Origin of the sequence: Martinezella paranaensis, from assembly GCF_014200235.1 — a bacterium.
GTDB lineage: Bacteria > Pseudomonadota > Alphaproteobacteria > Rhizobiales > Rhizobiaceae > Rhizobium > Rhizobium paranaense.
Window position 1 is genome coordinate 335065 of record NZ_JACHBI010000001.1, and the last position, 23531, is coordinate 358595.

The window sequence follows — 23531 nt, forward strand, 5'->3', positions numbered from 1 at the left end:
AATACGTGGCGCTAATCCGCCCGGAAGGGAAGCATGTCTGGATTTGATGGCGGTATTTTCGATTTCCTCGGAATATTCGCCGTGTTGTTCCTCGTCGCCGCCAATGGTTTCTTCGTTGCGGCCGAATTTTCGCTTGTCTCCGTTCGGCGCAGCCGCGTGGCCGAACTGGTCTCCGAAGGGCGGACGAACGCAACCGCCTTGCAACGGGCGGTCGACAATCTCGACGCCAACCTCGCGGCCACTCAGCTCGGCATCACCATATCTTCGCTCGCTCTCGGTTGGGTGGGTGAGCCGGCGCTTGCCCATCTGTTGCAGCCGCTTCTCGATTTTCTGCCTGGCACCTGGGCTGCTGCCGGGTCGCACGCCGTCGCCGTCGCGATTTCCTTTGTTATCATCACCGCCCTGCACATCGTTCTTGGCGAACTGGCGCCGAAGAGCCTGGCATTGCAGCGCAGCGAAGGCACCGCGCTCGGCGTCGTGCGGCCGCTTGGCCTGTTCCTATTTCTGCTGCGCCCGGCGATTGTGGTGCTGAATGGTCTCGGTAATCTGGTTCTGCGCCTCTTCGGGCTGCGGCCGGGCGCCGGCGAAGGCTCGCTGCATTCCCCTGCCGAAATTAAAATGCTGGTGGCCGAAAGCCAGGAGGCAGGCCTGTTGGAACAGGCGCAGCAGGAACTGGTCGAACGTGTCTTCAACATCGGCGATCGCGATGTCTCCGATATCATGACGCCGAGGCTGGAGGTCGATTGGATCGACGCTGAAGACACGCCGGAGGAGATGCTGAAGGCCATTCGCGAAAGCCGGTTCGAACAGCTCCTCGTCGGTCGCGGGACGATCGACGAACCGATCGGCATGATCCTGAAGAGGGATCTTCTCGATCAGCTCCTGAACGGCCAATCGCTCGATCCGATAGCGGTCATGCGTCAGCCCCTTATCGTTCACGAAGCGACGGCCGTTTTCAAGGTGCTCGAAAGCTTCAAGCGCGCGCCCGTCCGTCTCGCCATGGTCATCGATGAATATGGCAGCCTGGAGGGTATCGTTACGCAGACGGACCTGTTGGAAGCCATCGCCGGCGACTTGCCGAATATGGAGAACGAGGGGCCGGATATCGTCGAGCGTGCCGACGGCTCATTGCTGATCGAAGGCATGATGCCAGCCTATGACGCCTTCCAGCGGCTCGGCCTGCGGGAGCGCTCCGAAGACAGCAATTTCCATACCTTCGCCGGCTTTGCCCTCTACCAGCTTGGCCATATCCCGGAGGTCGGCGAGAGCTTCATATTCGATGGCTGGCACTTCGAGATCGTCGATCTGGACGGCATGCGGATTGACAAGATTCTGGCAAAGCGGGAGGCGGGGGCTTAGTCGCCTGTATCCGGCCGTTAGGTCGCGGTCGATGGCGGATCGTTTGGTTTGCCTTTGAATGGTGCCACCTTGATTTCTCCCTCCCGCTTGCGGGCTTGAGCAATGTCGTAGCTATTCTGCATCCGCATCAGGGTATCCATAGATACGCCAAACGCCTTCTCGATTCTGAGCGCCATTTCTGGCGATAGGTGGGCTCTTTCGTTGAGAAGCGCGGACAAGGCTGGGCGTGTAACGCCTAGCGCCTTGGCCGCGTCGGTGACGGAAAGCTCAAGAGCTTCAATAATCTCGCTTTTGACGAACCCGCCCGGATGGGCTGGATTTTTCATGCGGATGCCCTGTGCAGCGTTCATTGCCGCCTCCTAGTGATAATCTTCATAATCGAGGTCGATGATCTCAATTTCTATCCGGTCTATCCGAAACGTCAGCCGCCAGTTTTTCGTGACAAGAGGCTCCAGGTGCCTTTGCGGTCGCTGGTGAGCAGATGCGCTTTCCAACTCGGCACCGTCCGCAATTCCTCCTCCTGTTCCATGTCCTGGAGGAACGAAATAATTCGTCGCAGTTTCGGCACGAACGCCGGTTGCAAGCCGGAGGCATCATCCTCATCGATGAACCGGCGCAGCCCCTTATGAATCACGTTTCTGATCTTCATGATTTTAGTTAGTGGGGCGGGTGTCTTGCGTCAGGTGCCGCTTTACGCATCCATTGCGATGGCGTGATTTTCAACGCTGTGATCCGATATTTATTGTGCGACGCAACATTTTGCCGCATTTGTCGATTTTCATTTCCGCCTCAATGAATTAAGTTCAACCTTGGGAGTTGGACGGGGGAAAATGACGAAGTGGGTTTATACATTCGGCGACGGGAAGGCCGAGGGTCGCGCCAAGGATTATGAGCGGCTCGGGGGGAAGGGCGCCAATCTTGCTGAAATGTGCAGCTTAGGCCTGCCGGTTCCCCCTGGCTTGACGATCGTCAGCGAAGCCTGCGCTTTCTACTACAAGAACGGTCGCAACGTTCCGGAAGATCTGAAGCCGCAGGTAATGCAAGGGCTGAAGCAGATGGAGACGATCACCGGGCGCAAGTTTGGCGATACGGCTCGCCCGTTGCTCGTTTCCGTGCGCTCCGGCGGACGCGCCTCCATGCCCGGCATGATGGATACCGTCCTCAATCTCGGCCTCAACGACGACACGGTTCAGGCGCTCGGCCATGATGCCGGCGACGCCCGGTTCGCCTGGGACAGCTATCGCCGCTTCATCCAGATGTATGCTGATGTCGTCATGGGTCTCGACAACGAGATTTTTGAGGAAATCCTGGAGGATGAAAAGGCCCGCCTCGGCCACGAGTTCGATACCGATCTTTCCGCCGTCGAATGGCAGCATGTTGTCTCGCTCTACAAGGCCGTCATCGAAGACGAGTTGGACGAGGCCTTTCCGCAGGAGCCTGAGGTGCAGCTCTGGGGCGCCGTCGGTGCGGTGTTTTCCAGTTGGATGAACCCGCGCGCGGTCACCTATCGGCATTTGCACAATATTCCGGAGGCCTGGGGCACGGCGGTCAATATCCAAGCCATGGTCTTCGGCAATCTCGGCAATTCGTCTGCCACCGGCGTTGCCTTCACCCGCAATCCCTCGACGGGCGAGAAGGAACTCTACGGCGAATTCCTGGTCAATGCGCAAGGCGAGGATGTCGTCGCCGGCATTCGCACCCCGCAGAGCATCACAGAGGCGGCCCGCATCGCCTCCGGCTACGACCGACCGTCGATGGAAAAGCTGATGCCGGAAGCCTTCGGCGAATTCCGCCGCATCTGCGCTGAGCTGGAATCGCATTATCGCGATATGCAGGATCTGGAATTCACCATCGAGCGCGGCAAGCTCTGGATGCTGCAGACCCGCGCCGGCAAGCGCACCACCAAGGCGGCGATGAAGGTCGCTGTCGACATGGTCGACGAAGGTGTGATCACCCAGGAGGAGGCCGTTTCGCGCATCGAACCCTCGACTCTTGACCAGCTCCTTCACCCGACGATCGATCCGCGCGTGCACCGCGAGGTCATCGGCTCCGGCTTGCCCGCCTCGCCGGGGGCAGCGACCGGCGAGGTCGTCTTCACCGCCGAGGAGGCGATCATTGCCGAAGAGGAAGGCCGCAAGGTCATTCTCGTGCGCATCGAGACGAGCCCGGAAGATATTCACGGCATGCATGCCGCGGAAGGGATTCTCACCACGCGCGGCGGCATGACCAGCCATGCGGCGGTGGTTGCCCGCGGCATGGGCATTCCCTGCGTCGTCGGCGCCGGCACCATGCGCATCGACATGCGCAACGAAAAGCTGATCGGCATCGGAGTCACCCTGAAAAAGGGAGACATCGTCACGATCGATGGCTCCACCGGTCAGGTGCTGAAGGGCGAGGTGCCGATGATCCAGCCGGAACTGTCCGGCGATTTCGGCCGTATCATGGCCTGGGCCGATCATTCGCGCCGCATGACGGTGCGCACGAATGCGGATACGCCGGCAGATGCCCGTGCTGCCCGTTCCTTCGGCGCCGAAGGCATCGGCCTTTGCCGCACCGAACATATGTTCTTCGAAGGCGACCGTATCCATGTCATGCGCGAGATGATCCTCGCGGAAGGCGAGGAGGGCCGGCGTGCCGCACTCGCCAAGCTCCTGCCGATGCAGCGCCTCGATTTCACCGGCATGTTCACCATCATGCACGGCTTGCCGGTGACCATCCGTCTGCTGGACCCGCCATTGCACGAGTTCCTGCCAAAGACGGACGAGGAAATCGCCGAAGTGGCCGGCATCATGGGTATGGAGCCGGCCATGCTGCGCCAGCGCGTCGATGCGCTGCATGAATTCAATCCCATGCTCGGTCATCGCGGCTGCCGCCTGGCGATTTCCTATCCCGAAATCGTCGAAATGCAGGCTCGCGCCATCTTCGAGGCGGCGGTCTCCGCGGCAAAGGAGACAGGTGCAGCGGTTGTGCCGGAGATCATGGTGCCACTGGTCGGCCTGCGCTCGGAGCTTGATTACGTCAAGACATGTATCGATGAGGTGGCCCGCGCTGTCATGACGGAAGCCAAGATGAAGATCGATTATCTCGTAGGCACGATGATCGAGCTGCCGCGCGCTGCCCTGCGCGCGCACATCATCGCCGAGGCGGCCGAATTCTTCTCATTCGGCACGAACGACCTGACGCAGACTACCTTCGGCATGTCGCGCGACGATGCCGCCGCCTTCATCCCCACCTATCAGCGCAAGGGGATCATAGAGCATGATCCCTTCATCTCGCTCGATTTCGATGGCGTGGGAGAGCTGATCCGTATCGCTGCGGAGCGCGGGCGCCGCACGCGCAATGATATGAAGCTCGGCATTTGCGGCGAACATGGCGGCGATCCGGCCTCGATCCACTTTTGCGAGGAGATCGGGCTGGATTATGTGTCCTGTTCGCCTTTCCGCGTGCCGATCGCAAGGCTTGCGGCAGCGCAGGCGGCGATCAGAGGCAAGGCATAGCTTTCGTCGCCGGGAGAAGCGAAGCGGTCAATGATACCAACGGCGGTGATAGTATCCCGGCCCGACCACGACGGACGGCCCCCAGAAGAAATCATCATTGCTTTCCATGAAAGCACGCTGATCGGCGCGCCGGCTTAGGTCCTGATTCATCAGGCAGTTGGCGAAATTCTCAGTGCCGCGGCGGAAGCCGTAGCTGCTGCATCTCGCTTCATCCGCCGCGCGAATCTCCTCAGCTGTCTGACAGGCTGACAGCGTCAGAACCATGACAATGAGGGAGAGTGCGGGAAAAATACGCATGACTCGATATCCTCGGCACAAATATGCACGCAGGAATTATAATCTCCCGCAATGAGGTGCGAAAGGTATATTGCCGCCGGTTCATCACGAACCGTTGAACGGCGTGGGGAGGGGCTTGGCCGCTCAAGCGTCGCCGCGCGGCCTTTCCGGCAGGCGCTGCAGCAGATTGACGAAGGCATCGGCGAAGCGGAGCAGGGGCTCGGTTTCCTCATCCGGCTGCAGCAGGCGGATTTCCGCATCGTCCTCGTCGAGCACCGCGAAGATGACGCGCATGGTCTCGCTATCCTCGGGGATCCGCAGAACCGCAAGCCGGCGGCAATCCGATATCAATCCCGTTGCGGGGAGATCGAACAGGAATTCGCCATGGGCAGCCCGGGCGGCATGTCGCACTGCTTCGCAAAAGGCTTCCTCGCCACCGGAAAAACCTTCGAGCGATAGTTCCAGCTCAAGGAGTTCGAGCGGCAGGGTGGGATCGGCGGCATCGGCGACCGTGCCGGCGGCTGCAGGCAACGGCTTGGCGGCGATGTCCGGCGATTGCGTCGTTTCCATCTCCTCAAGTCCTTTCATGGCCTCAGTAAAACCTTAAAAAGCATGGCCCTTTTTCAGAATTTAAGCAAGTACTCACATTTTGCGTCGGCTACCCCTGCAATTGGCTTGCGTTCGCGTGTTAATCATCCCCATCGAGATCTGATTTATTTTCGCCATTTCTTGTTCTAAACATGGGGTCGACCTTCGGGATTGGAGTGCATCCGCCTTCCGATCCGACGTGCCGACGAGTTCTTGATGACCATTCGCTTCGACCGTCCCGTTTCGCATGCCGCCCGTGCCGCGCGCCTGATTGCATCCTTTGCGCTGGTGCTGTGCGGGGTAATTCTGGTCGGCCATCGATTCGGGCCGCTGGAAACGCCCTATTTCGTCCTGCTGATGCTGATTTCCGCTGGCTTTGCCGCGGTGGCGGTGCTGCTCGCCGTCATTGGCTTGACGCAGCTCTGGCGGGTTGCCGCCATAGGTGGCGTTTCGGCCTTCAGGGCGCTGATCTATGCCGCGCTGCCGCTGGTGATCGTCGGCATCGGCGTGGAGCGCTATTGGACACGGCCCGCCATTTATGACGTCTCCACCGATCTCGTTGACGCTCCGGAATGGCTGGCGGCGCCGCAGGCCAAGCAGATCTGGCTGCCGGCAAGGCATTTTGTGACGGCAGAGGACCGCGAGGCGCAATATGCCGCCTATCCGGCCCTGACCGGGCGTCGCTACGAAGGCGCTATCGACCGCGTGCTCGAAGCGGTGCGCAAAGTCGCCAAGGACAACCATATCACCATCGTCAAGGCAGAAGGCGCCGATGTCGTTGATCCGAATGGCTATGAAAAGCCGAAGCGTCGTGCGCCGCGGCAGAATCAGACTCCGACACCGGACGACACTGCCGTCACCGACATGCCCGATGTCGTCCCCGTGCCGACGCCGCGCCCCTTTCGCGATGGCGTGGCGGACCTGATCCGCCAGAATTCCGACGTCGTCCTGCAGGGCGAGATCCGCACCCGCCTTCTTGGCCTGAATTTCGATGTGCTGATCCGCCTGCGTGAAGAGGCGGAGACGACGCTTGTCGATGTCCGCGTCGCCTCCCGCTATGGCCAGGACGATCTCGGCATCAGCGCCAATATAGCCGAAACCTATCTGAAGGCGCTGGATGCCGAACTCCTTGGCATCGCCGGAAGCTGAAGCCGCTCACGCCAGCCGATACGTTCCGAAGAGAGCCGGCGGCCCGTCCGTCTCCACCTGGCCTTTTCCCACCAGATCCTCCAGATGCGCCAGCACCGAGAGCGCGGCTGCGCCATGCAGGCGGGGGTCTGTGTCGCGATAGATGGCTTTCACCATGTCGGGGATCACACGATCGCCGGCCTTGATCCGCTCCAGCACGGCGCGCTCACGCATGCGCCGATGGGTCCTGAGGCCGCGCACGAAGGAGGCGGGTTCCATCACCGGCCCGCCATGGCCGGGAAAGAACCGGCGGTCATCGCGGGCAAGCAGCCGCTCGAGCGACGCCATATAGTCGGCCATGGAGCCATCGGGCGGCGCGACGATCGTCGTTGCCCAGGCCATGACATGATCGGCGGAAAAGACGATGCCGCTGCCTTCCAGCGCAAAACAGGCGTGATTGGCCGTGTGGCCCGGCGTCAGCAATGCAGTTAATTGCCAACCGTCTCCCAAGACGCTTTCGCCGTCGGCAAGCGCGATATCCGGCCGGAAATCCGTATCGGAGCTTTCGGCGAAGGGATTGATCTCTCCCTCGTGCAGCGGCCGCGCCGCGCGGTGTGGCCCTTCGCCGACCGTCAGGGCACCCGTTGCCTCCTTCAGCCGCTTGGCGAGCGGAGAATGGTCGCGGTGGGTGTGGCTGACGAAGATATGCGTCACCTCGCGCCCCTTCAGCGCCGCCATCAGCGCCGCGAAATGCGCCTCATCCTCCGGGCCGGGATCGATGACCGCCACCGACGAACCGCCGACGATATAGCTGTTGGTGCCGTGGAAGGTGAAAGCGCTGGGATTGTTGACCGTCAGCCGTTCGACACCGGGCGCAATGGGCACGGCGCGCCCATAGGCGGGCTCGAAGGCAAGATCGAATTCAGGAACGCTCATCGTTTGTATTCAATTTCAATGAAGGACATCGGTTCGGAGCCGGCATTGACCACATTATGCTCGACGCCGGCATCGCGCCGGTAGGCAGCACCCTTGGCGAGATCGACGCGCCGGCTTTCCGGCCCTTCCTCGATCAGGAACTGGCAATCCGTCATCGGCACCACGACATAGCCGAGACCATGCACATGATGCCCTGTATCGGCGCCCGGCTCGAAATCCCAACGGGTAATGCGCACCATGGCGTCATCGACAAGCACCGAAGGGACGGCCGGAGGGCGGGCGCGAAACTGGCTCATTGGATCTCCTGAGTGGATTTTGGAACAGCAAGCCCTATCATAGCCCTGCCGGAAGCACACAGAAATATGCGCTCACGCATAACTTAATGATTGTGACCGGATGCGACCTTTGCTAATCAGACGCCGATTTGGCGCGAATAGTCGCCATGTCGCACTGTTGGGGCGTAGCCAAGCGGTAAGGCAGCGGTTTTTGGTACCGCCATCCCCTGGTTCGAATCCAGGCGCCCCAGCCATTGCTTATTTTGCCAATAAAATCAGTAGATTATAGCGGTTTAAGAACCCCTAAGTGTGACATCCTTGTGGATGTTCCATATGGGCCTTTAGGCTGCCTTCGGCGTCATGGCTGAAGGTCTTTCCGCATGGCTTGTAGCAAGCCCTTAAACGCCTCTTCCCGTTCGATTCGTGGCCGGTCGTTCGTATCAATGATGTCTTGGGCAAATTTCGACACGTCCGGCGATCCGAATAGATGGCAACGGGTCTGCCAAAGGGCAAACTCTTTCGAATTCTCGTCTGAGTGGCTCACTGCTGCTTTATGAAGTGCGGCGAGTAGCCCAAGGTAGGCTTCACGCTTCTCTTGATAAAGGCGGTCCTTCATCACCGCCCTACGACTATTGAAATTGTCAATAACCGACTTCAATAGCGATCCGAGACCAAGGCCACCGATGAGCGGCAAAACCCATTCCATGATACTTCACCAAATCTTTGACCATCGTTTGAAAGCAGTGACATCGGCTTTCGTTAGCCTGAACCATTCGCCGCGCGTCCGCTTCGCAGCGAATCGTTTGTGCCAGTAGGCTTCAACGCCTGTAGGATCATCGGTGAGGATTGAGTGAATAAGCTCTATTTCCTGAGGAAGCTCGATCTGGATTTGTCGGCCGCGCTTATTGAGCGACGTAGTGTAGCCGATCTTGTAGTCGGTGCCGTGGCGTTGCATATAGACGTAGCCCAGCGAGTTATCTGCTTTTTCGGCGTCGTCATCACGATTGCGCTGGCGAGGAGCATAAGCTCGGGCGTAGACCGAAACCTCATTTTCGCCCTGCCGGTCGGCATACTCGGCGAGCGCAAACGCTAAATCCGACATGTTCCATTTTGCGAGAACCGTCTTTGCATCGGGGCTGTTCGGGCGTTGATGAAGCTCATATTTGAGATCATTACTTGTCGGGAATTTACCGAGGGCCTTCGCGATATCCGCAACTATCCGAAGTATCTCTTCCGCGCGCCAGGCACCCTGAAGTTCATTCGGAGTGAAACCGGCTTCGACAACTGCATCGCTCCAATTGCGCCAAATTTTCCCTTGCCACGCGTGGCGCTTTACGCCGGTAGTCGCTTCAAAGCGGGCAACACCGGGAGGCTTGCCGCCATTAGTGGCGGCAACTTGCCTTATCTTTAAGAGAATGTCTTGTTTGATATGATCGTTCATGCGCGACGACTCTCCTTACACGCGCATTGTGCCTGTTGCGAGACAAAAGAAAAGCCCGCCGATCAAAGCGGTCGAGCCGCAATTAGTGGGTAAGGATGTCGAGCTTCCTCCACAATGCTATCATCGCGTCTATCTTCGGCTGGCCCCCTGCGGCGAGCCTCCTTTCGCCGGATACCTACCATTAGCAGTTGATCATGGTCGGTGAACTCGTGGCGTAGATGGTTCTGCATCGTCAGATCGACTGCTTCTGCAATCGTAGCGCCTGCCAATTCTTCGGGACTGCGCAGATTTTGTATGCGTAGAAAAAGATCGCCACCTCGGGACAACCTCGAAAATGCTCGCGCATGTGGGCCGCGCGATGACATGGCTCTGGTTGGTGACAATATCGACTTCGCAGCTAAGAAATATCATTCATCGTAGCGCCCTTGAGCTTCCGTCTCGCATTCGGCTGCGCAAACTCCATTGCCCCGCCAACGCCTTGTTGCGACTCTACGATGACGCGCGAATCGCTGTTCGAAGCGACAGACGTGCGATCAAGACGAATGAGGGGAGTGGAACATGACGGATGCCAAGAGCGCCATTGCAGGCCTAAGACCACACATTACTGTCATTGGCGTGGGCGGTGGTGGCGGTAACGCGATCAACAATATGATTGCTGAAAATTTGGCGGGTGTAGACTTCATCGCGGCCAACACGGACGCTCAGGTCCTCGCGACATCGAAGGCATCACGCCGCATCCAACTCGGAGCAAATGTAACGGAAGGTCTCGGTGCCGGTTCGCTGCCGGAAGTTGGCCACGCGGCTGCCGAGGAGTCGATCGATGAGATCATGGATCATCTCAGCGGCTCGCACATGTGCTTCGTCACCGCCGGAATGGGCGGCGGAACAGGGACCGGTGCCGCACCGGTCATCGCTCATGCTGCCCGCTCGGCCGGCATCCTGACCGTCGGCGTTGTCACGAAACCGTTTACATTCGAAGGCAATCGCCGCATGAAGACAGCGGAACTCGGCATCGAGGCGCTGCGGCAGGCAGCCGATACGGTCATCGTCATTCCCAATCAAAATCTGTTTCGCATTGCCGATGCAAAGACCACGTTCGCGGATGCCTTCATGACTGCTGATCGCGTGCTTTATTCCGGCGTCGGATGCATCACCGATCTCATCGTCAAGGAAGGCCTGATCAATCTAGATTTCGCCGATGTGAAATCGGTCATGCGTGGCATGGGCCGCGCGATGATGGGCACGGGCGAAGCCACGGGGGACGACCGGGCGATGAGAGCGGCTGAGGCTGCAATCGCGAACCCGTTGCTGAATGACGTTTCGATGCGAGGCGCCAAGGGTGTCTTGGTCTCGATCTCCGGCGGTTCGGATATGACGCTCTTCGAGGTCGACGAAGCCGCGAGCCGCATTCGCGACGAGGTGCAAAGTGACGCGGAAATCGTCATCGGTGCGATCTTCGACCCCAATCTTGACGGCAGGTTCCGGCTCTCCGTCGTGGCGACCGGATTGGAAGGTAGCTCACTCCCTGATCCGATGGGAGTTTTCGCTCTGGATATGGAGCCAAAGCCTACGCTGCAATAGCACGCGTAATTTCGATGCCGAGAGCAGTTCCAGGAAAAGTGCGTGAGCCGCTTTCCATCCGGAATGCGTCAAAACAATGGGATAGAGCGGGAAAGCGATTCCGTGGAACGCTGAACCGCTCGAGTTCACCAAACGAAAACAGGCGACCCTTTCGAGCCGCCTGCGATATTCCGTCCTCGATATTTCGAGGCTCAGCTTGCCTTTTCCGGCGGTGCCAGCAGTTCGGCGCAGTAAGAGGAGCCGTTGGTGCCAGGCTGGTCGCCGAGGATGTGGATCGAGCGGATGACATAGCTCTGGTTGGTGACGATATCGGCCTTGCAGCTAAGATAGAGCTTGCCCTTCTTTGCACCCTTCTTGCCGCCAACGCTGACCGTCTTGTAGCCGCCGCGCCAGGTGTAGACGCGGTTGCCGCCTTCGTCGCGGTCGGAAAGCGGCGGACCAAAGGAGGCGAAGAACCGGCCGGCCGACTGGCCTTCCCAACGGTCCTGAACCGGGTTGCTCGCAATCGTCGGAAGAGCTGTGCTTGTGGTCGTGCAGCCGGCCAGGGCCAGCAACAGCCCCGCCGCGGTAATCATGCGGATATTCATCGTATCGTCCTTGAAGCTTCTGTCTCGCAATCGGCTGCGGAAGCGCCGCTGTCCCACGACCTTTCCGCCTGTCCCGCTAAGGCTTTAGCGCCAAAGCCGGCAAAAGAAAATTCCCATCCGCGTGTACAAAGTGGGATTTTGCTGAATGTGTTGCGTCTTACGCACGTCGGCCGGTTTGCCACCTGTTTTCCTGCCGATTTTCTAAGCAATTGCCTTTGTAATCTTTTCGTCAAAAATCGAATGGTTTTTTTGATTTTGGTGCTTGTGCATCAAAAATGGCTGGTCTATAGAAGCGCCGCTGGTCACGGAGTGTAGCGCAGTCTGGTAGCGCACCACGTTCGGGACGTGGGGGTCGAGTGTTCGAATCACTCCACTCCGACCAGCTTGAAAAGCCCGCATTCGCGGGCTTTTTTCGTTGTGAGCAAGATAAACCTCCACCTTCGGTGGAGGACTGGACGAGTTCTACATAGTAATTGAGAGACCTCCGTGCTTGGACCGCTAGGCTGGCCGAGACATGAAACGGAGGTTTTATGGATGAACGCTCGCAATCACATGCGACGTGGGACTGCAAATATCACGTGGTCTTCGCGAGTAAATACCGCACGAAAAGACTCTACGGGGACGTGCGCCGTGAGTTGGGTGACCTTTTGCATAGGCTTGCTCTGCAAAAGGATTGCCGGATCGAGGAAGGGCACCTGATGCCCGACCATGTGCATATGCTGATATCGATCCCGCCGAAATATTCGGTGTCGCACATTGTCGGCTTCTTGAAGGGCAAGACGGCGCTTTACGTTGCCAACAAATGTGCCCGCAAGCGGCGCTACAAGGGATATCACTTTTGGGCGCGTGGGTACTTCGTGTCCACGACTGGCTACGATGAGCAGGTCGTCAGACGCTATATCCGTAATCAAGAAAAGGCCGACAAAGCTTCCGACTTTGCCGACCTCTTTAATCCTAGCTACTAACCTATAGCAAAACCGCTTCTAGCGGTTCAAGCGCAGCGTTTCAAACCTCCACCTCTGGTGGAGGTCATGACTTTTCGGACGTCAGAGCCGAATTCTTCACCGATTATTTCTTTTAACGTCCGGCTCGTCTGGGCGTGGCGCTATGCGGCCTGATCAGGAGGTAAGAGACTTGGCCAGCCTTGATGCGGTGCTTTTCGGATGAGCTGTCGGTGAGAATAGTTTGTCCGACCGGTTCTGAGGCCGAATGGTTTAGACGTTTAGGTCTAGGCTCTTTAGTTAAAATTCAATTCAACTAATTAAAATAGTTTCGTTGAGATTCAAAAATTTAATGATATTATCTAACCGTTAGGCGACTCTCCGCCTACGTGGCTGCTCCGGTAGCCACTGGGCCGCCCCCTCGTCCCCGAAAGGCGGCCCAATTTTTTGTCACTATTTGAGTTTACCGATGTGAGAATTGCCTGTGTGGCGGCGATAGGAACGCCCCACCACATGCTTGTTGACAAAAGCTAAGTCTGACTTACTATTAGCTTGCTAGATTAGATTGACCTCCAATCTGCGCCCATGGTGGCCTGGTCGTTTCCCTCGACCAGGCCACTTCTCGTTTCGGGCAGCTTTGCTCCCTGGGCGCGGCGCTGTTCCCGAATTTGCCGATTTTGCTTATCCGTGGCTCACGGGTTTTTATCCTCGCAACGAACCGCTGATAACGGCTGCGGCAACAGATATCCTTTTGTGGCAGGGGCGTTTTTCGTGGGCGAAAAACACCTATATACAAAATTGGAGCGGGGTGGTTGACTCGATGCTGAGGAGGCGCCCGCATGAAGAAGCGAGGGACAAGGATGCGGTCTTGGCGGGGACGAAATGCCGGCGGCGCGGCTTTGAATTGGTTTGCAGCGAGGGATAGGGGCGTCGTTGCCGGTCTTTCCGGGCTGGCGCTGGCAGTGACAATCCTGCTCGCATCCGGCGCCCACAATTCTGCACGAGCCGGCGATTGCGGCAGCGTGGCTTCGCCCGGTCTCGATTGGAGCGAATGCAGCAAAAACAATATTATGCTGCAGGGCGCCGACCTGCACGGAGCCAATCTTGTCGGTGCTCATTTCGACAGCACCGACCTTAGCAACGCCAATCTCACACTGGCAAATCTGGAGAAGGCAACGCTGGTGCGCACGTGGTTGAAGAATGCGCGGGCTGAGGCGGCGAATTTCTCGAGAATCGAAGCATACCGCTCCGATTTCACCAATGTCCTGGCCAACGGCGCCAGATTCGCCAGTGCCGAGCTGCAACGGGCGGAATTTAGCGGCGCGCAGCTTACCAACGCGGATTTTCAGAAGGCCGAGCTTGGCCGCGCTGATTTCGACAAGGCGGTGCTGACGGGGAGCAATTTTTCACTCGCCAATCTTTCCCGCGCCGCTCTGAGCGGCGCGACGATCAAGGGTCCGGTCGCCTTTAGCGGCGCCTTCATGTATCTGACGCGTATCGAAGGGCTCGATCTCTCGGCCGCCACCGGCCTGGAGCAACAGCAGATCAATCTTGCCTGCGGCGATCAAGCGACCAAGTTGCCCGCCGGGCTGAAAACGCCGGAAGGCTGGCCCTGTCCGCCCGACGACAAGGACTGAAAACAATCCGGCCGGTAACGACATAACCGAAAGGCAGCAATCCGATGTTTACAGAAAAGACGATCCAGCACGGCAGCAAACCTGAATTCTACCGCGAACTTGCCGGCCAGTTGCAGGCGCTGCTTGACGGTGAGTCCGATCCGATCGCCAACGCCGCCAACACCTCGGCGCTGATCTATCAGATGCTACCGGACCTCAACTGGGCCGGCTTCTATTTCCTGCAGTCGGATGACGAACTCGTGCTCGGGCCGTTCCAGGGCAAGCCGGCCTGCGTGCGCATTGCCGTCGGCCGCGGCGTCTGCGGGACGGCGGTCGAGGAGGAGCGGTCGATCCTTGTCGAAGACGTGCATGCTTTCCCGGGTCATATCGCCTGCGATGCCGCCTCCCGGTCGGAGCTGGTGGTGCCGCTGTTTCGCGAAGGCTATGTCTTCGGCGTCATCGATCTGGACAGCCCGCTCCCCCGCCGCTTCGACGCCGACGACCAGGCCGGCATTGAGGCCTTGGCGGCTATTTTTACCGCTGCCTGCGACTGGGATGAATGATCGCCGCTAGATGGCCGGCGCATCACGCTGCTGTGTGCGATATGGCAAATCCCTTGCTCCATACCTATATTTCCGTCGCAACCACTCCCGCGACGCTCATCGAGCTTGATGTCTGTAACGATATCCAGTGTTCTCTCGTAGTACCTGGCTGAGTTCGAAATATGCGTCTGAGGGTAAGGAGAACAGGAATGCAGAACTACAGCAAGACTTCCGAGGCTATAGCGAAGCTGTCTCCCGAGCAGTACCGCGTGACGCAGCAAAGCGGTACCGAGCGTCCGGGCACGGGCGAATATCTGAACAATAAGCAGCCCGGCATCTATGTCGACATCGTATCGGGCGAGCCGCTGTTTGCCTCGTCCGACAAGTTCGATTCGGGTTGCGGCTGGCCGAGCTTCACCAAGCCGATCGAAGCTGCCTATATCAACGAGCTTACCGACATCTCGCACGGCATGCTGCGCACCGAGGTGCGCTCTATCCATGGCGACAGCCATCTCGGCCATGTCTTCCCGGATGGGCCGGAGGATCGCGGCGGTTTGCGCTATTGCATCAACTCCGCCTCCCTCCGTTTCGTGCATCGTGATCGCATGGAAACCGAGGGTTATGGCGCCTATCTCGACCAAGTGGAGGATATCCGATGACTACGGAACGTGCAGTTCTCGCCGGCGGTTGTTTCTGGGGCATGCAGGACCTCATCCGCCGCTATAACGGCGTCATATCGACGCGCGTCGGCTATACCGGCGGCGACGTCCGCAATGCGACCTATCGCAACCACGGCACCCATGCGGAAGCGATCGAGATCACCTTCGATCCCGAGAAGATCAGCTATCGCGACCTTCTGGAATTCTTCTTCCAGATCCATGATCCGAGCACACGCAACCGCCAGGGTAACGATGTCGGCCTGAGCTATCGATCGGCGATCTTCTATACGAGCGACGAGCAGAAGCGGGTCGCCCTGGACACGATCGCCGATGTCGACGCTTCCGGTCTCTGGCCGGGCAAGGTCGTCACCGAAGTGACGCCGGTAAGCGATTTCTGGGAAGCCGAACCGGAGCACCAGGATTATCTGGAGCGCATCCCGAACGGCTATACCTGCCATTTCGTTCGCCCCGGCTGGAAGCTGCCGGCCCGGCAGTCCGATGCTACTACGCAGCGCGCGGCTTCCTGAATGACGGATGCGTTGGCCGCCGGGGGCGGTCATGGATGAACGGCTGAGACCCTATCTCGGCACGTGGGACGTGAGGCGGAAGGTCATCGACCGCCTCAACGCCTCCCTTATCCTCTTCGAAGGACAGGCATTCGTCACGCCGCACCAGTTCGAGGAGCATGGCGACACGATGATGGACCATGCGACGCTTAGGAGCAGCCGTACCTACCGGCTGGATAGCGAGGCCGGGCATGTCACCGTCAATTTCCCCGACCTCACCGAATTCATTCGCATCGGAAATGGCGCCTCGCAGCGCTTTGTCCATCAATGTGGCCCCGATCTCTATCGCGGCCGTCTCTTCTTTCGCGGGCCGGATGCCTGGGCCGAGATATGGCATGTGCAAGGGCCACGAAAGCACTATGTGAGTCTGGCTCACTATCGCCGCGCCTAACTCGTCAGGGCGGGATGCGAGGCTGAAAATGCCTGCGCTTCCTTCTGCAGCCATTCGCAGAACAGGACCGATTTTCGATTGCGCCGGGCACGCCGCAGCGCCACGTAATGATGTCCGCTGTCGATGAAGCCCAGGGGCGCGGCGAGGCGGCCGAAGCGGATGTCGTCGGTCACATAGGGCCAAGGTGCTACGCAGACGCCAAGGCCGGCACTGGCAGCCTCCAGCATGAAGTAGAAATGCTCATATTCCACGCGCCCTCCGGCCTCGACCGGCGCGCCAGACCGCGACAGCCAGTCACCCCAGGCGCGAAGGCGGGTTCTGGTATGAAGCTGCGGAACGCCAGCGAAATTTTCGGAGGCGGTTCTTTCGAGGGAAGGGGAAAGAACGGGGCCTGTCTGCTCCGGAAACAACGCGATGACCTCCGCGCCCTGCGGCCAGGGTGCCGCCCCGACCCGGATCGCAACATCGAAGCCGTCGCGCGCAAAATCGACAGGACGGGACGATGCCGTCAGGCGGACTTCGATATTGGGATACTCGGCCTGAAATCGATAAAGCCGCGGGATCAGCCAGCGCATGGTAAAGGTGCCGGGGCAGGAGACGTCGAGTGATCCGTCTTCCGTATCGGCTACCGACCGCACCGACATATCGATCTGATCGAAAGCGGAGACCAAGCCCGACAACAGGGTCGAGCCTGCCTCCGTCAACCGTAGTTTGTTCTTCGGCCCCTCGAATAGCGGCACACCCAGCACATCCTCGAGATGCTGGATCTGCCGGCTGACGGCGCTATGCGTCACGTTTAGCTCGTCCGCCGCCAGCGTCATCCGTCCATGCCGGCCGGCGGCTTCGAAGGCACGTAAGGCGTTAAGGGATGGGATGCGGCGGGCCATGTGAGATTTCCGAACAGCTTTTGTTCGATCATATCGGTTTTCTTCCTGTGCGCCATAATGTTTTGTCCTGCTTACAATGTAAATTTTCCCATTGAGGGAACAATGACGTTCGGAATGCGCGAGCATTTTCGGCGATGGCAACGCTATGCTTGACGAACCGCGAGGCTGCTCAGCCCAGCCAGACAATGAGGATGAAGAGATGATGGCCAGCAGACATCAGGACGGCAGCGCAGGTGACGCGAACTACGGCGTGATCGGCACGAATTACGCAAAATATCGCCAGCCGGATCCGCATATTGCGGCGTTCATCCAGGCCGCCTTGGGCGATGCCCGCAGCGTCCTCAATGTCGGTGCTGGCGCCGGCTCCTATGAGCCCGTTGATCGCGCGGTGACGGCGGTTGAGCCGTCTGCATCGATGCGGGCGCAGCGGCCGGTGCATCTGCCTGCAGCCATTGACGCCACTGGCGAGAAGCTTCCCTTTGCTGATGGCAGTTTCGATGCCTGCATGGCGACATTCACCGTGCATCAGTGGTCCGATCTGGCGGCAGGGCTTGCTGAGATGCGGCGGGTGACGCGCGGTCCCGTCCTGATCCTCACCGCCGATCCGGACGAACTCGATCGCTTCTGGCTCGTTGACTATGCGCCGGAAGTGATCGCGGTGGAGGCACGCCGCTACCCGCAGATAGCGACCATCAGCGAGGGGTTGGGAGGCAATGCCAAAGTCATTCCGGTGCCGATCCCGCTCCATTGCACGGACGGTTTCGGCGAGGCCTATTACGGGCGCCCGGAACGCCTGCTGGAGCCGGGTGCCCGTCTCGCCAACTCGGCCTGGAGTTTCGTCGATGCTTCGATCGGCGACCGCTTCGCCTTCGATCTCGGACGCGATCTCAAGGACGGTACATGGGATGCCAAATACGGGCATCTGCGTGCGCAGCCGGAATTCGAGGGATCGCTAAAACTGATTGTCGGTAGGCGATCCTGAAACGGAGGAGGAGGCTTGTCCTGAGGCGCCTGGTGAGGGCAAGCTTGAAAGCGACCGGTGGTCGTTCACCAATGTATATCGGTGAACGACCCCTTGATCGGAAATGCTATTGGCGGGCCATCCGCCGCCGTGTTTGTGCGGCTCGGGCCAGTTCCTCCAGCGTGCGGACGGACGTTGGCCAATCAATGCAGCCGTCGGTGATGCTTTGGCCATAGACCAGCGCTTTACCGGGCACCAGATCCTGGCGGCCGCCGACGATATTGCTCTCCATCATCATGCCTTTGATGCGACGGTCGCCGGCAGATATCTGCTCTGCGACGGAGCTGACGACCATCGGCTGGTTCTCGGGGTTCTTGCCGCTATTGGCATGGCTGGCATCGATGATGATCCGCGGATCAAGTCCGGCCTGCTGAGCCTGCGCCGATACTGCCTGCACGCTGGCCGCGTCGTAGTTGGGTTGCTTGCCGCCGCGCAGAATGAGGTGGCAATCCTCGTTGCCGCGTGTCGAGGCAATCGCTGCAAGGCCTTCCTTGGTCACCGCCGGGAAATGATGCGGCTGCGAGGCCGCCACGATCGCATCGAGCGCGATCCTTGCATCGCCATTCGTGCCATTCTTGAAGCCGACCGGGCATGAAAGGCCAGACGCGAGTTGGCGATGCACTTGGCTCTCGGTCGTCCTTGCACCGATCGCACCCCAGCTTACCAGATCGGAAATGTACTGCGGCGTGATCGTGTCGAGATATTCGCAGCCGGCGGGCAGCCCGATCTCGTTGACGTCGATCAAAAGGCTTCTGGCGATGCGCAATCCCTCTTCGATGCGGTAGCTTCCGTCGAGATGAGGATCGTTGATGAGGCCCTTCCAGCCGACCGTGGTGCGAGGCTTCTCGAAATAGACCCGCATGATGATTTCGAGATCGTCGGCGAACCGGTCGCGCTGTTCTTTCAGGCGGGCGGCATAGTCGCGCGCTGCGACAGGGTCGTGGATGGAGCAGGGGCCGATCACCACGATCAATCGATCGTCGTCATTGTTCAGGATGCGATGGACGGCGCTACGCGCTTCCGTCACGGTTGTGGTGACGGCCTCATCCCGCGGGATCTCCTCTATGATACGGGAGGGCGAGGTGAGGGCAGTGATCTCGACAATTCGCAAATCATCAGTGGAATTCAACACGGTATCGGTTCCTTTTTGGGGTCATACCGTGCCGACAAAAAAGCCGCCAGGTAGGACTAGCGGCTGTTCGGGTCTATGTCGTTGCGTCGATTTTACCTACGCACGCGCCCGCCTCCGCTGAGAGCAGCGGTACGAATAAAATCGCGAGGCATTTGCGCAGGTGAATGACATGCGGCCTCTCTACGACAAAAAAGACGGCTTGTCGATAATGTTGATACTTTCGCAGCGCATCATCACAACCTTCGTTGTGGGCGGAGGCTTCTCGCTTTTGCTTCAAGACCTTCCGAGAACTGCTTGCAGCTTCTTGGCCCTCTGCGGACAGTGCCCCCGAAACAATGCCATTGTCCTGGCATTGGAGAGGTCAGGTCATGCAAATGAGAATATCATTATATATAATATGACGAAAATAAAAATCTACCTCCGGATGTGATGCATCCGGTTGGTAGTTGCTCTAAAATGTAAGAATACCCTAACTCGGAAGGACCGGCCCAACTTCGCTGGAAGTTGGACCGGCCCCCATCCGATCAGGGGTCAAGTCAGATCAGATCTCAGAAACGAGGTCTTAGAAGCTACGCTGGAAGCGCAGAACGCCAGCCCACTGGTCCTGGTTGATGGAGTCCCAGTTGGTGTAGGAAACTTCCGGCTGAACCAGCAGGTTCTTGACCGGGTTCCAACGAAGGTTGGCGGTAGCTGCGAAGATCTTCGAGTCGGTGTAAGCAACCTGAGCGTTGGCCTGGAGCTTGTCGTTGAACGGAACGGTGACGCCGCCCCAAACAGCCCAATCGCCCCAGCCGATGCCCTTGGCCGGGCCGGCGCCGTTTGCGCTGGCGTACTTGTTCAGCTTGTCGCCGTCCGTGTTCCAGCCGCCCATGACGAACGCCTTGAAGACGCCGAAGTCGGCATCGGCGCGAGCCTTGATAGCGCCTTCTTCAACGATCGAGTCATAACCGCCGACGATCTTGAAGCCGAAGTTGCCAGCCTTATAACCAGCACCGGCAACAACGTCCGGAGCGTAATGGTCGGAGCTGTCTTCGCCGTTGACGCCCTTGGCGCCCGAACCGGAGTTGGAGTCTTCGAGCGAGATAACAGCGGTGAAGCCGTTGCCTGCGTCGTAGTTGTAGGTCAACTGGTTGAGTTCGTACGGGCCGTCATAGACCACGTCGTCGTTGATGACGTTGCCGGCATAACCCATGTACAGGTTATACTGCGAGTCGAGCTTACCAACGGTGAAGCCAGCGAGGCTGATGTTGGCGAACAGGAGCTTCGTGGTGGTCGAGCCACCTTCCTGCCAATCCCAACGGTAGATGGTGTTGGTCTTCAGCGGACCGAATTCGGTGTCGCTTGCGGTGTCAACGCTCAACTGAGCGCGGGTGTGCCACAGCGTGCCGAAACGGTCAGCCGGGTTGTAGGCGTTGTACCACTTGCCTTCGGTACGGACCATGCCGCCGATCTTGAGGCAGGTCTCAGTGCCCGGGATAAAGAAATAGCCGGCGCCGTATGCGTCGCAGATGCGGACGTATTCGAGCGGTTCCGGCTCAGCAGCAACAACAGCGTCAGCAGCGTGTGCGCCTGAAACTACTGCGAGGGCAGCAGCGGAGCCGAGAAGAAGGCTCTTGATATTCATAAAAACTCCAATCCAATATAGATTGGGCACAGGCCATCGCGCCGAAAAACCGACGTGCCTCACCCTATCCCTGTTAAAAACCCCGACTCGGGAGAAACGGGCCCCACCCGCTTCTGTTCGTCATTAAGACCGAATTCCTTCAAAGTAATATGATATATTTTTCACAGAATGACGTTTTCTTGATTTTTCATTTTAAGTTGCAGGAAAGCCACATCTGCAAATACAGATAGTAAGGTTACCGAAATGTAAGGTTCCCGTAATGCTATCTACGTAATAATCACTTCGGATTAGGAAATCTGTTCCGGCTGCAGCGCGCTCTTGGAAGTCGCGGAAGTTCAATGCTGAACGTGCGTGTGCGGCACGCAGACCAAGTCGACGCCGTTGACGACATCGCGAACTGGATTGATGTAAGGTGAAGGGCCGTCCGACTAATACAGAACGGTTCGCTTCGAGGACGGCGATATCAGCTTGCTAAGGACGGCGCCGATCGCGATGCCCCAGAGGCCACCGGACATGTCCACGATGATATCCATCGGAGAACCGTAACTTCCATTCGCCACGAAATGCGAGAAGCCGAGCACCGAGACGCTGCCGATCATCAACAGGCAGGTGAAGGAGGGCGATTGCGGATAAGCAAGGCGCGCCAGCATGCCCGCGACGCAGAGTGCGCCGGCACGATACATGTTGAAGGGATTGCCCAGTTCGGCCTGTAAATTGAGATGCGCGAGGGTCACGGCAACCAGTGCCGCGATATAGCTCCACGCGATAATTTTCAAAAACCGACCTGATATCATGGGGCTATTGTATAGCAGCGGCGGACTGAAACTCCAGTCTCCCGCGTTTGCTATGAGTTGTGATCACCATCTTGCGATGCACACATTTTATGTGTTCGGGAAATATATTGTTGCGCACGACGAAAAGCTAACGGCGCTTATGGCTAATATTTTCTAAAAAAAAGGGGCCGTTCGGCCCCTTTTTCCATCACCAATTTACCGTCGATCAAATATCGCTGGCGGCGTTCGCCCAAATCTCCGCGGCCTGTGCTGCGGTGACGCGACGAACTTCGGTTTCGTCGCGGCGGCTGCTGAAGAGTTCGCTGGCCATGATCTGGTCGGCAAGATCGGCCGGCAGCGACAGGAGTACCCGTTGGCCATCCTTATGAATGCCGCCGACGTCGGCGCGCTTGCCGGTGATCATGCCGCCCGCAACCGTGTTGTTGGTTTCGGGGTCGATCAGGATGAAGGAGCCGGTCGAGCGGTTCTGCTCGTAGGGATCGAAGACCGCAGCTTCGTCGAAGGAGAGGCGGACCTTGCCGATCGCGTTCATCCAGAGCGCCTGTGCAGGTGCCCAGGCGCCGGTCTTCAGCTCGAGCTGAGCGATCGGCTGCACCTGCACGCGCTGGCGACGGCTGCCGCTCTTCAGCCAGTAACGCTTGCCGGGCTCGATGCCCTCCGGCTGCAGCGCGACGATCTGCGCGTCGAAGGAGAGGCCGGATTGCGGCTGGCTGTCGATGGCGACGATCATGTCACCGCGCGATACGTCCACCTGCCGGTCGAGCACGAGCGTGATCGCGTCTCCTGCGACGGCAGCGTTACGGACGAGATCGAAGGTGACGATCTTGGAGACATTGGCGACCATGCCCGACGGCAGGATCATGACGCTGTCGCCCGGCTTCACCGAGCCGCCGGCAACGGTGCCTTGATAGCCGCGGAAGCTTTCGCCCGGTCGTGACACGCGCTGGACGGAAAGGCGGAAGCCGACCGCCTGTGCCGAACGCACGGTGGCGAGTTCCAGCGTCTCGACCAGCGTCGGGCCGGTGTACCAGGGCATGGCGGCCTGGCCGGAATAGACGACGTTCTCGCCCTTCAGCGCCGACATGGGGATTGCGGTGATCTGCTTGACGCCGAGCGACAGAGCGAATTCGCGGAAATCATGCGAAATCTTCTCGAAACCGGCGCGGTCGTAGTTCGTCAGGTCGATCTTGTTGATGGCAAGTACGAACTGCTTGATGCCGAGCAGCGAAGCGATCGTCGCATGGCGGCGCGTCTGTTCGAGGATGCCCATGCGCGCGTCGACCAGCAGCACGGCGAGATCGGCGGTGGAGGCGCCGGTCGCCATGTTGCGGGTATATTGCTCATGGCCGGGCGTGTCGGCGACGATGAAGGAGCGCTTATCGGTCGAGAAATAGCGATAGGCGACATCGATGGTGATGCCCTGTTCGCGCTCGGCCTGCAGGCCGTCGAGCAGAAGTGCGAAGTCGGGCAGGCCGAGATCGTTCTGCTTGCCGGTGGAATCGCGCTGCAGCGTGGCGGCCTGGTCTTCCTTGACGGCCTTGGTGTCCCAGAGCAGACGGCCGATCAGCGTGGATTTGCCGTCGTCGACGCTGCCGCATGTGATCAGGCGAAGCGGGCGCGAGTCGCGCACTGCCTTGGCGGGCTCGGCGGCCGGCAGGGTGACGACGTTTGCGGTTGCGGCTGCGGTCAT

At 59.0% G+C, this 23531-nt stretch carries 26 protein-coding genes and 2 tRNA genes; 13 read left to right on the plus strand and 15 right to left on the minus strand.

All coding sequences use genetic code 11. From position 1 onward, the window contains the following. The first annotated feature begins 33 nt into the window (after nt 1-33). Nucleotides 34-1359: a hemolysin family protein gene (locus GGD50_RS01615; protein ID WP_107107387.1), complete on the plus strand. Its 1326-nt coding sequence runs from the start codon at nt 34-36 to the stop codon at nt 1357-1359. Nucleotides 1360-1376: 17 nt separating this feature from the next. Here GGD50_RS01615 and GGD50_RS01620 read toward each other — a convergent pair whose 3' ends face one another. Then, the gene (locus tag GGD50_RS01620) at nt 1377-1709 is read right to left on the minus strand and encodes a HigA family addiction module antitoxin (RefSeq protein ID WP_107107388.1); all 333 of its coding nucleotides are present in this window, start codon (nt 1707-1709) and stop codon (nt 1377-1379) included. A 71-nt stretch (nt 1710-1780) separates the two neighbouring features. After that, complete coding sequence (locus tag GGD50_RS01625) at nt 1781-2008, minus strand: type II toxin-antitoxin system RelE/ParE family toxin (protein ID WP_245407432.1); 228 nt, start codon at nt 2006-2008, stop codon at nt 1781-1783. A gap of 181 nt (nt 2009-2189) precedes the next feature. Here GGD50_RS01625 and ppdK point away from each other — a divergent pair, with 181 nt between their 5' ends. Beyond that, complete coding sequence (gene ppdK / locus GGD50_RS01630; protein WP_107107389.1) at nt 2190-4856, plus strand: pyruvate, phosphate dikinase; 2667 nt, start codon at nt 2190-2192, stop codon at nt 4854-4856. A gap of 27 nt (nt 4857-4883) precedes the next feature. On the opposite strand, the gene GGD50_RS01635 is transcribed toward ppdK, so the two are convergent. Together GGD50_RS01635 and GGD50_RS01640 are read right to left on the minus strand one after the other, a co-directional pair. Further along, entirely contained in the window at nt 4884-5153 is a 270-nt protein-coding gene (locus GGD50_RS01635) for a hypothetical protein (RefSeq protein WP_107107390.1), read from the minus strand. A 123-nt stretch (nt 5154-5276) separates the two neighbouring features. Further along, entirely contained in the window at nt 5277-5702 is a 426-nt protein-coding gene (locus GGD50_RS01640) for a hypothetical protein (RefSeq protein WP_107107391.1), read from the minus strand. 234 nt (nt 5703-5936) lie between these two features. Between GGD50_RS01640 and GGD50_RS01645 the strand changes: the two genes are divergently transcribed. Continuing rightward, nucleotides 5937-6869 carry a DUF1499 domain-containing protein gene (locus GGD50_RS01645; protein ID WP_107107392.1) on the plus strand — a complete coding sequence of 311 codons (933 nt, stop codon included), beginning with the start codon at nt 5937-5939 and terminating at the stop codon, nt 6867-6869. Nucleotides 6870-6875: 6 nt separating this feature from the next. Here the strand turns inward: GGD50_RS01645 and GGD50_RS01650 are convergent, their stop codons facing one another. Both GGD50_RS01650 and GGD50_RS01655 read right to left on the minus strand, forming a co-directional pair. After that, complete coding sequence (locus tag GGD50_RS01650; RefSeq protein ID WP_107107393.1) at nt 6876-7784, minus strand: MBL fold metallo-hydrolase; 909 nt, start codon at nt 7782-7784, stop codon at nt 6876-6878. Then, complete coding sequence (locus GGD50_RS01655; RefSeq protein ID WP_107107394.1) at nt 7781-8080, minus strand: cupin domain-containing protein; 300 nt, start codon at nt 8078-8080, stop codon at nt 7781-7783. The genes GGD50_RS01650 and GGD50_RS01655 overlap by 4 nt, the downstream gene beginning before the upstream one ends. Nucleotides 8081-8238: 158 nt before the next feature. On the opposite strand from GGD50_RS01655, the gene GGD50_RS01660 reads away from it, so the two are divergent. Next, nucleotides 8239-8313 (plus strand) — tRNA-Gln (locus GGD50_RS01660). A gap of 104 nt (nt 8314-8417) precedes the next feature. Here GGD50_RS01660 and GGD50_RS01665 read toward each other — a convergent pair. The 3 genes from GGD50_RS01665 to GGD50_RS33465 form a co-directional block, all read right to left on the minus strand. Then, complete coding sequence (locus GGD50_RS01665) at nt 8418-8765, minus strand: hypothetical protein (protein ID WP_107107395.1); 348 nt, start codon at nt 8763-8765, stop codon at nt 8418-8420. Nucleotides 8766-8771: 6 nt separating this feature from the next. Beyond that, a complete protein-coding gene (locus tag GGD50_RS01670; RefSeq protein WP_107107396.1) occupies nt 8772-9500 on the minus strand; it encodes a GIY-YIG nuclease family protein in 729 nt (242 codons plus the stop codon). A 62-nt stretch (nt 9501-9562) separates the two neighbouring features. After that, nucleotides 9563-9865 (minus strand): DUF2293 domain-containing protein, encoded by a 303-nt coding sequence (locus GGD50_RS33465; RefSeq protein ID WP_107107397.1) that lies wholly within the window; start codon nt 9863-9865, stop codon nt 9563-9565. A 193-nt stretch (nt 9866-10058) separates the two neighbouring features. Between GGD50_RS33465 and ftsZ the strand changes: the two genes are divergently transcribed. Then, nucleotides 10059-11081 carry a cell division protein FtsZ gene (ftsZ, locus tag GGD50_RS01680; protein ID WP_107107398.1) on the plus strand — a complete coding sequence of 341 codons (1023 nt, stop codon included), beginning with the start codon at nt 10059-10061 and terminating at the stop codon, nt 11079-11081. Nucleotides 11082-11272: 191 nt separating this feature from the next. On the opposite strand, the gene GGD50_RS01685 is transcribed toward ftsZ, so the two are convergent. Next, the gene (locus GGD50_RS01685; RefSeq protein ID WP_107107495.1) at nt 11273-11668 is read right to left on the minus strand and encodes a hypothetical protein; all 396 of its coding nucleotides are present in this window, start codon (nt 11666-11668) and stop codon (nt 11273-11275) included. Nucleotides 11669-11973: 305 nt separating this feature from the next. Between GGD50_RS01685 and GGD50_RS01690 the strand changes: the two genes are divergently transcribed. The 7 genes from GGD50_RS01690 (at nt 11974) to GGD50_RS01720 (ending at nt 16383) form a co-directional block, all read left to right on the plus strand. Then, nucleotides 11974-12050 (plus strand) — tRNA-Pro (locus GGD50_RS01690). A gap of 148 nt (nt 12051-12198) precedes the next feature. Continuing rightward, nucleotides 12199-12633 (plus strand): IS200/IS605 family transposase, encoded by a 435-nt coding sequence (gene tnpA, locus GGD50_RS01695; RefSeq protein ID WP_107107399.1) that lies wholly within the window; start codon nt 12199-12201, stop codon nt 12631-12633. 815 nt (nt 12634-13448) lie between these two features. Beyond that, nucleotides 13449-14246: a pentapeptide repeat-containing protein gene (locus GGD50_RS01700; protein ID WP_245407433.1), complete on the plus strand. Its 798-nt coding sequence runs from the start codon at nt 13449-13451 to the stop codon at nt 14244-14246. Nucleotides 14247-14290: 44 nt separating this feature from the next. Beyond that, the gene (locus GGD50_RS01705; protein WP_107107401.1) at nt 14291-14788 is read left to right on the plus strand and encodes a GAF domain-containing protein; all 498 of its coding nucleotides are present in this window, start codon (nt 14291-14293) and stop codon (nt 14786-14788) included. Between the two features lie 188 nt (nt 14789-14976). Further along, the gene (msrB, locus tag GGD50_RS01710) at nt 14977-15426 is read left to right on the plus strand and encodes a peptide-methionine (R)-S-oxide reductase MsrB (protein WP_107107402.1); all 450 of its coding nucleotides are present in this window, start codon (nt 14977-14979) and stop codon (nt 15424-15426) included. Next, on the plus strand, nt 15423-15953 hold the full coding sequence (gene msrA / locus GGD50_RS01715; protein WP_107107403.1) for a peptide-methionine (S)-S-oxide reductase MsrA: 531 nt from the start codon (nt 15423-15425) through the stop codon (nt 15951-15953). Before msrB ends, msrA begins: the two co-directional genes overlap by 4 nt. Nucleotides 15954-15984: 31 nt before the next feature. After that, nucleotides 15985-16383, plus strand: coding sequence for a DUF6314 family protein (locus GGD50_RS01720; RefSeq protein ID WP_146143979.1), 399 nt, complete (start codon nt 15985-15987; stop codon nt 16381-16383). Here the strand turns inward: GGD50_RS01720 and GGD50_RS01725 are convergent. Beyond that, entirely contained in the window at nt 16380-17270 is an 891-nt protein-coding gene (locus GGD50_RS01725) for a LysR family transcriptional regulator (protein ID WP_107107405.1), read from the minus strand. The genes GGD50_RS01720 and GGD50_RS01725 overlap by 4 nt on opposite strands. A gap of 202 nt (nt 17271-17472) precedes the next feature. Between GGD50_RS01725 and GGD50_RS01730 the strand changes: the two genes are divergently transcribed. Further along, nucleotides 17473-18252, plus strand: coding sequence for a class I SAM-dependent methyltransferase (locus GGD50_RS01730; protein ID WP_107107496.1), 780 nt, complete (start codon nt 17473-17475; stop codon nt 18250-18252). Between the two features lie 106 nt (nt 18253-18358). On the opposite strand, the gene GGD50_RS01735 is transcribed toward GGD50_RS01730, so the two are convergent. The 4 genes from GGD50_RS01735 to cysN all read right to left on the minus strand — a co-directional run bounded on the left by GGD50_RS01735 (nt 18359) and on the right by cysN (nt 23531). Further along, entirely contained in the window at nt 18359-19423 is a 1065-nt protein-coding gene (locus GGD50_RS01735) for a 3-deoxy-7-phosphoheptulonate synthase (RefSeq protein ID WP_107107406.1), read from the minus strand. Between the two features lie 562 nt (nt 19424-19985). Further along, the gene (locus GGD50_RS01740) at nt 19986-21047 is read right to left on the minus strand and encodes a porin (protein ID WP_107107408.1); all 1062 of its coding nucleotides are present in this window, start codon (nt 21045-21047) and stop codon (nt 19986-19988) included. 428 nt (nt 21048-21475) lie between these two features. Beyond that, nucleotides 21476-21823 (minus strand): hypothetical protein, encoded by a 348-nt coding sequence (locus tag GGD50_RS01745; RefSeq protein WP_107107497.1) that lies wholly within the window; start codon nt 21821-21823, stop codon nt 21476-21478. A gap of 223 nt (nt 21824-22046) precedes the next feature. Next, the gene (gene cysN, locus GGD50_RS01750; protein WP_107107409.1) at nt 22047-23531 is read right to left on the minus strand and encodes a sulfate adenylyltransferase subunit CysN; all 1485 of its coding nucleotides are present in this window, start codon (nt 23529-23531) and stop codon (nt 22047-22049) included.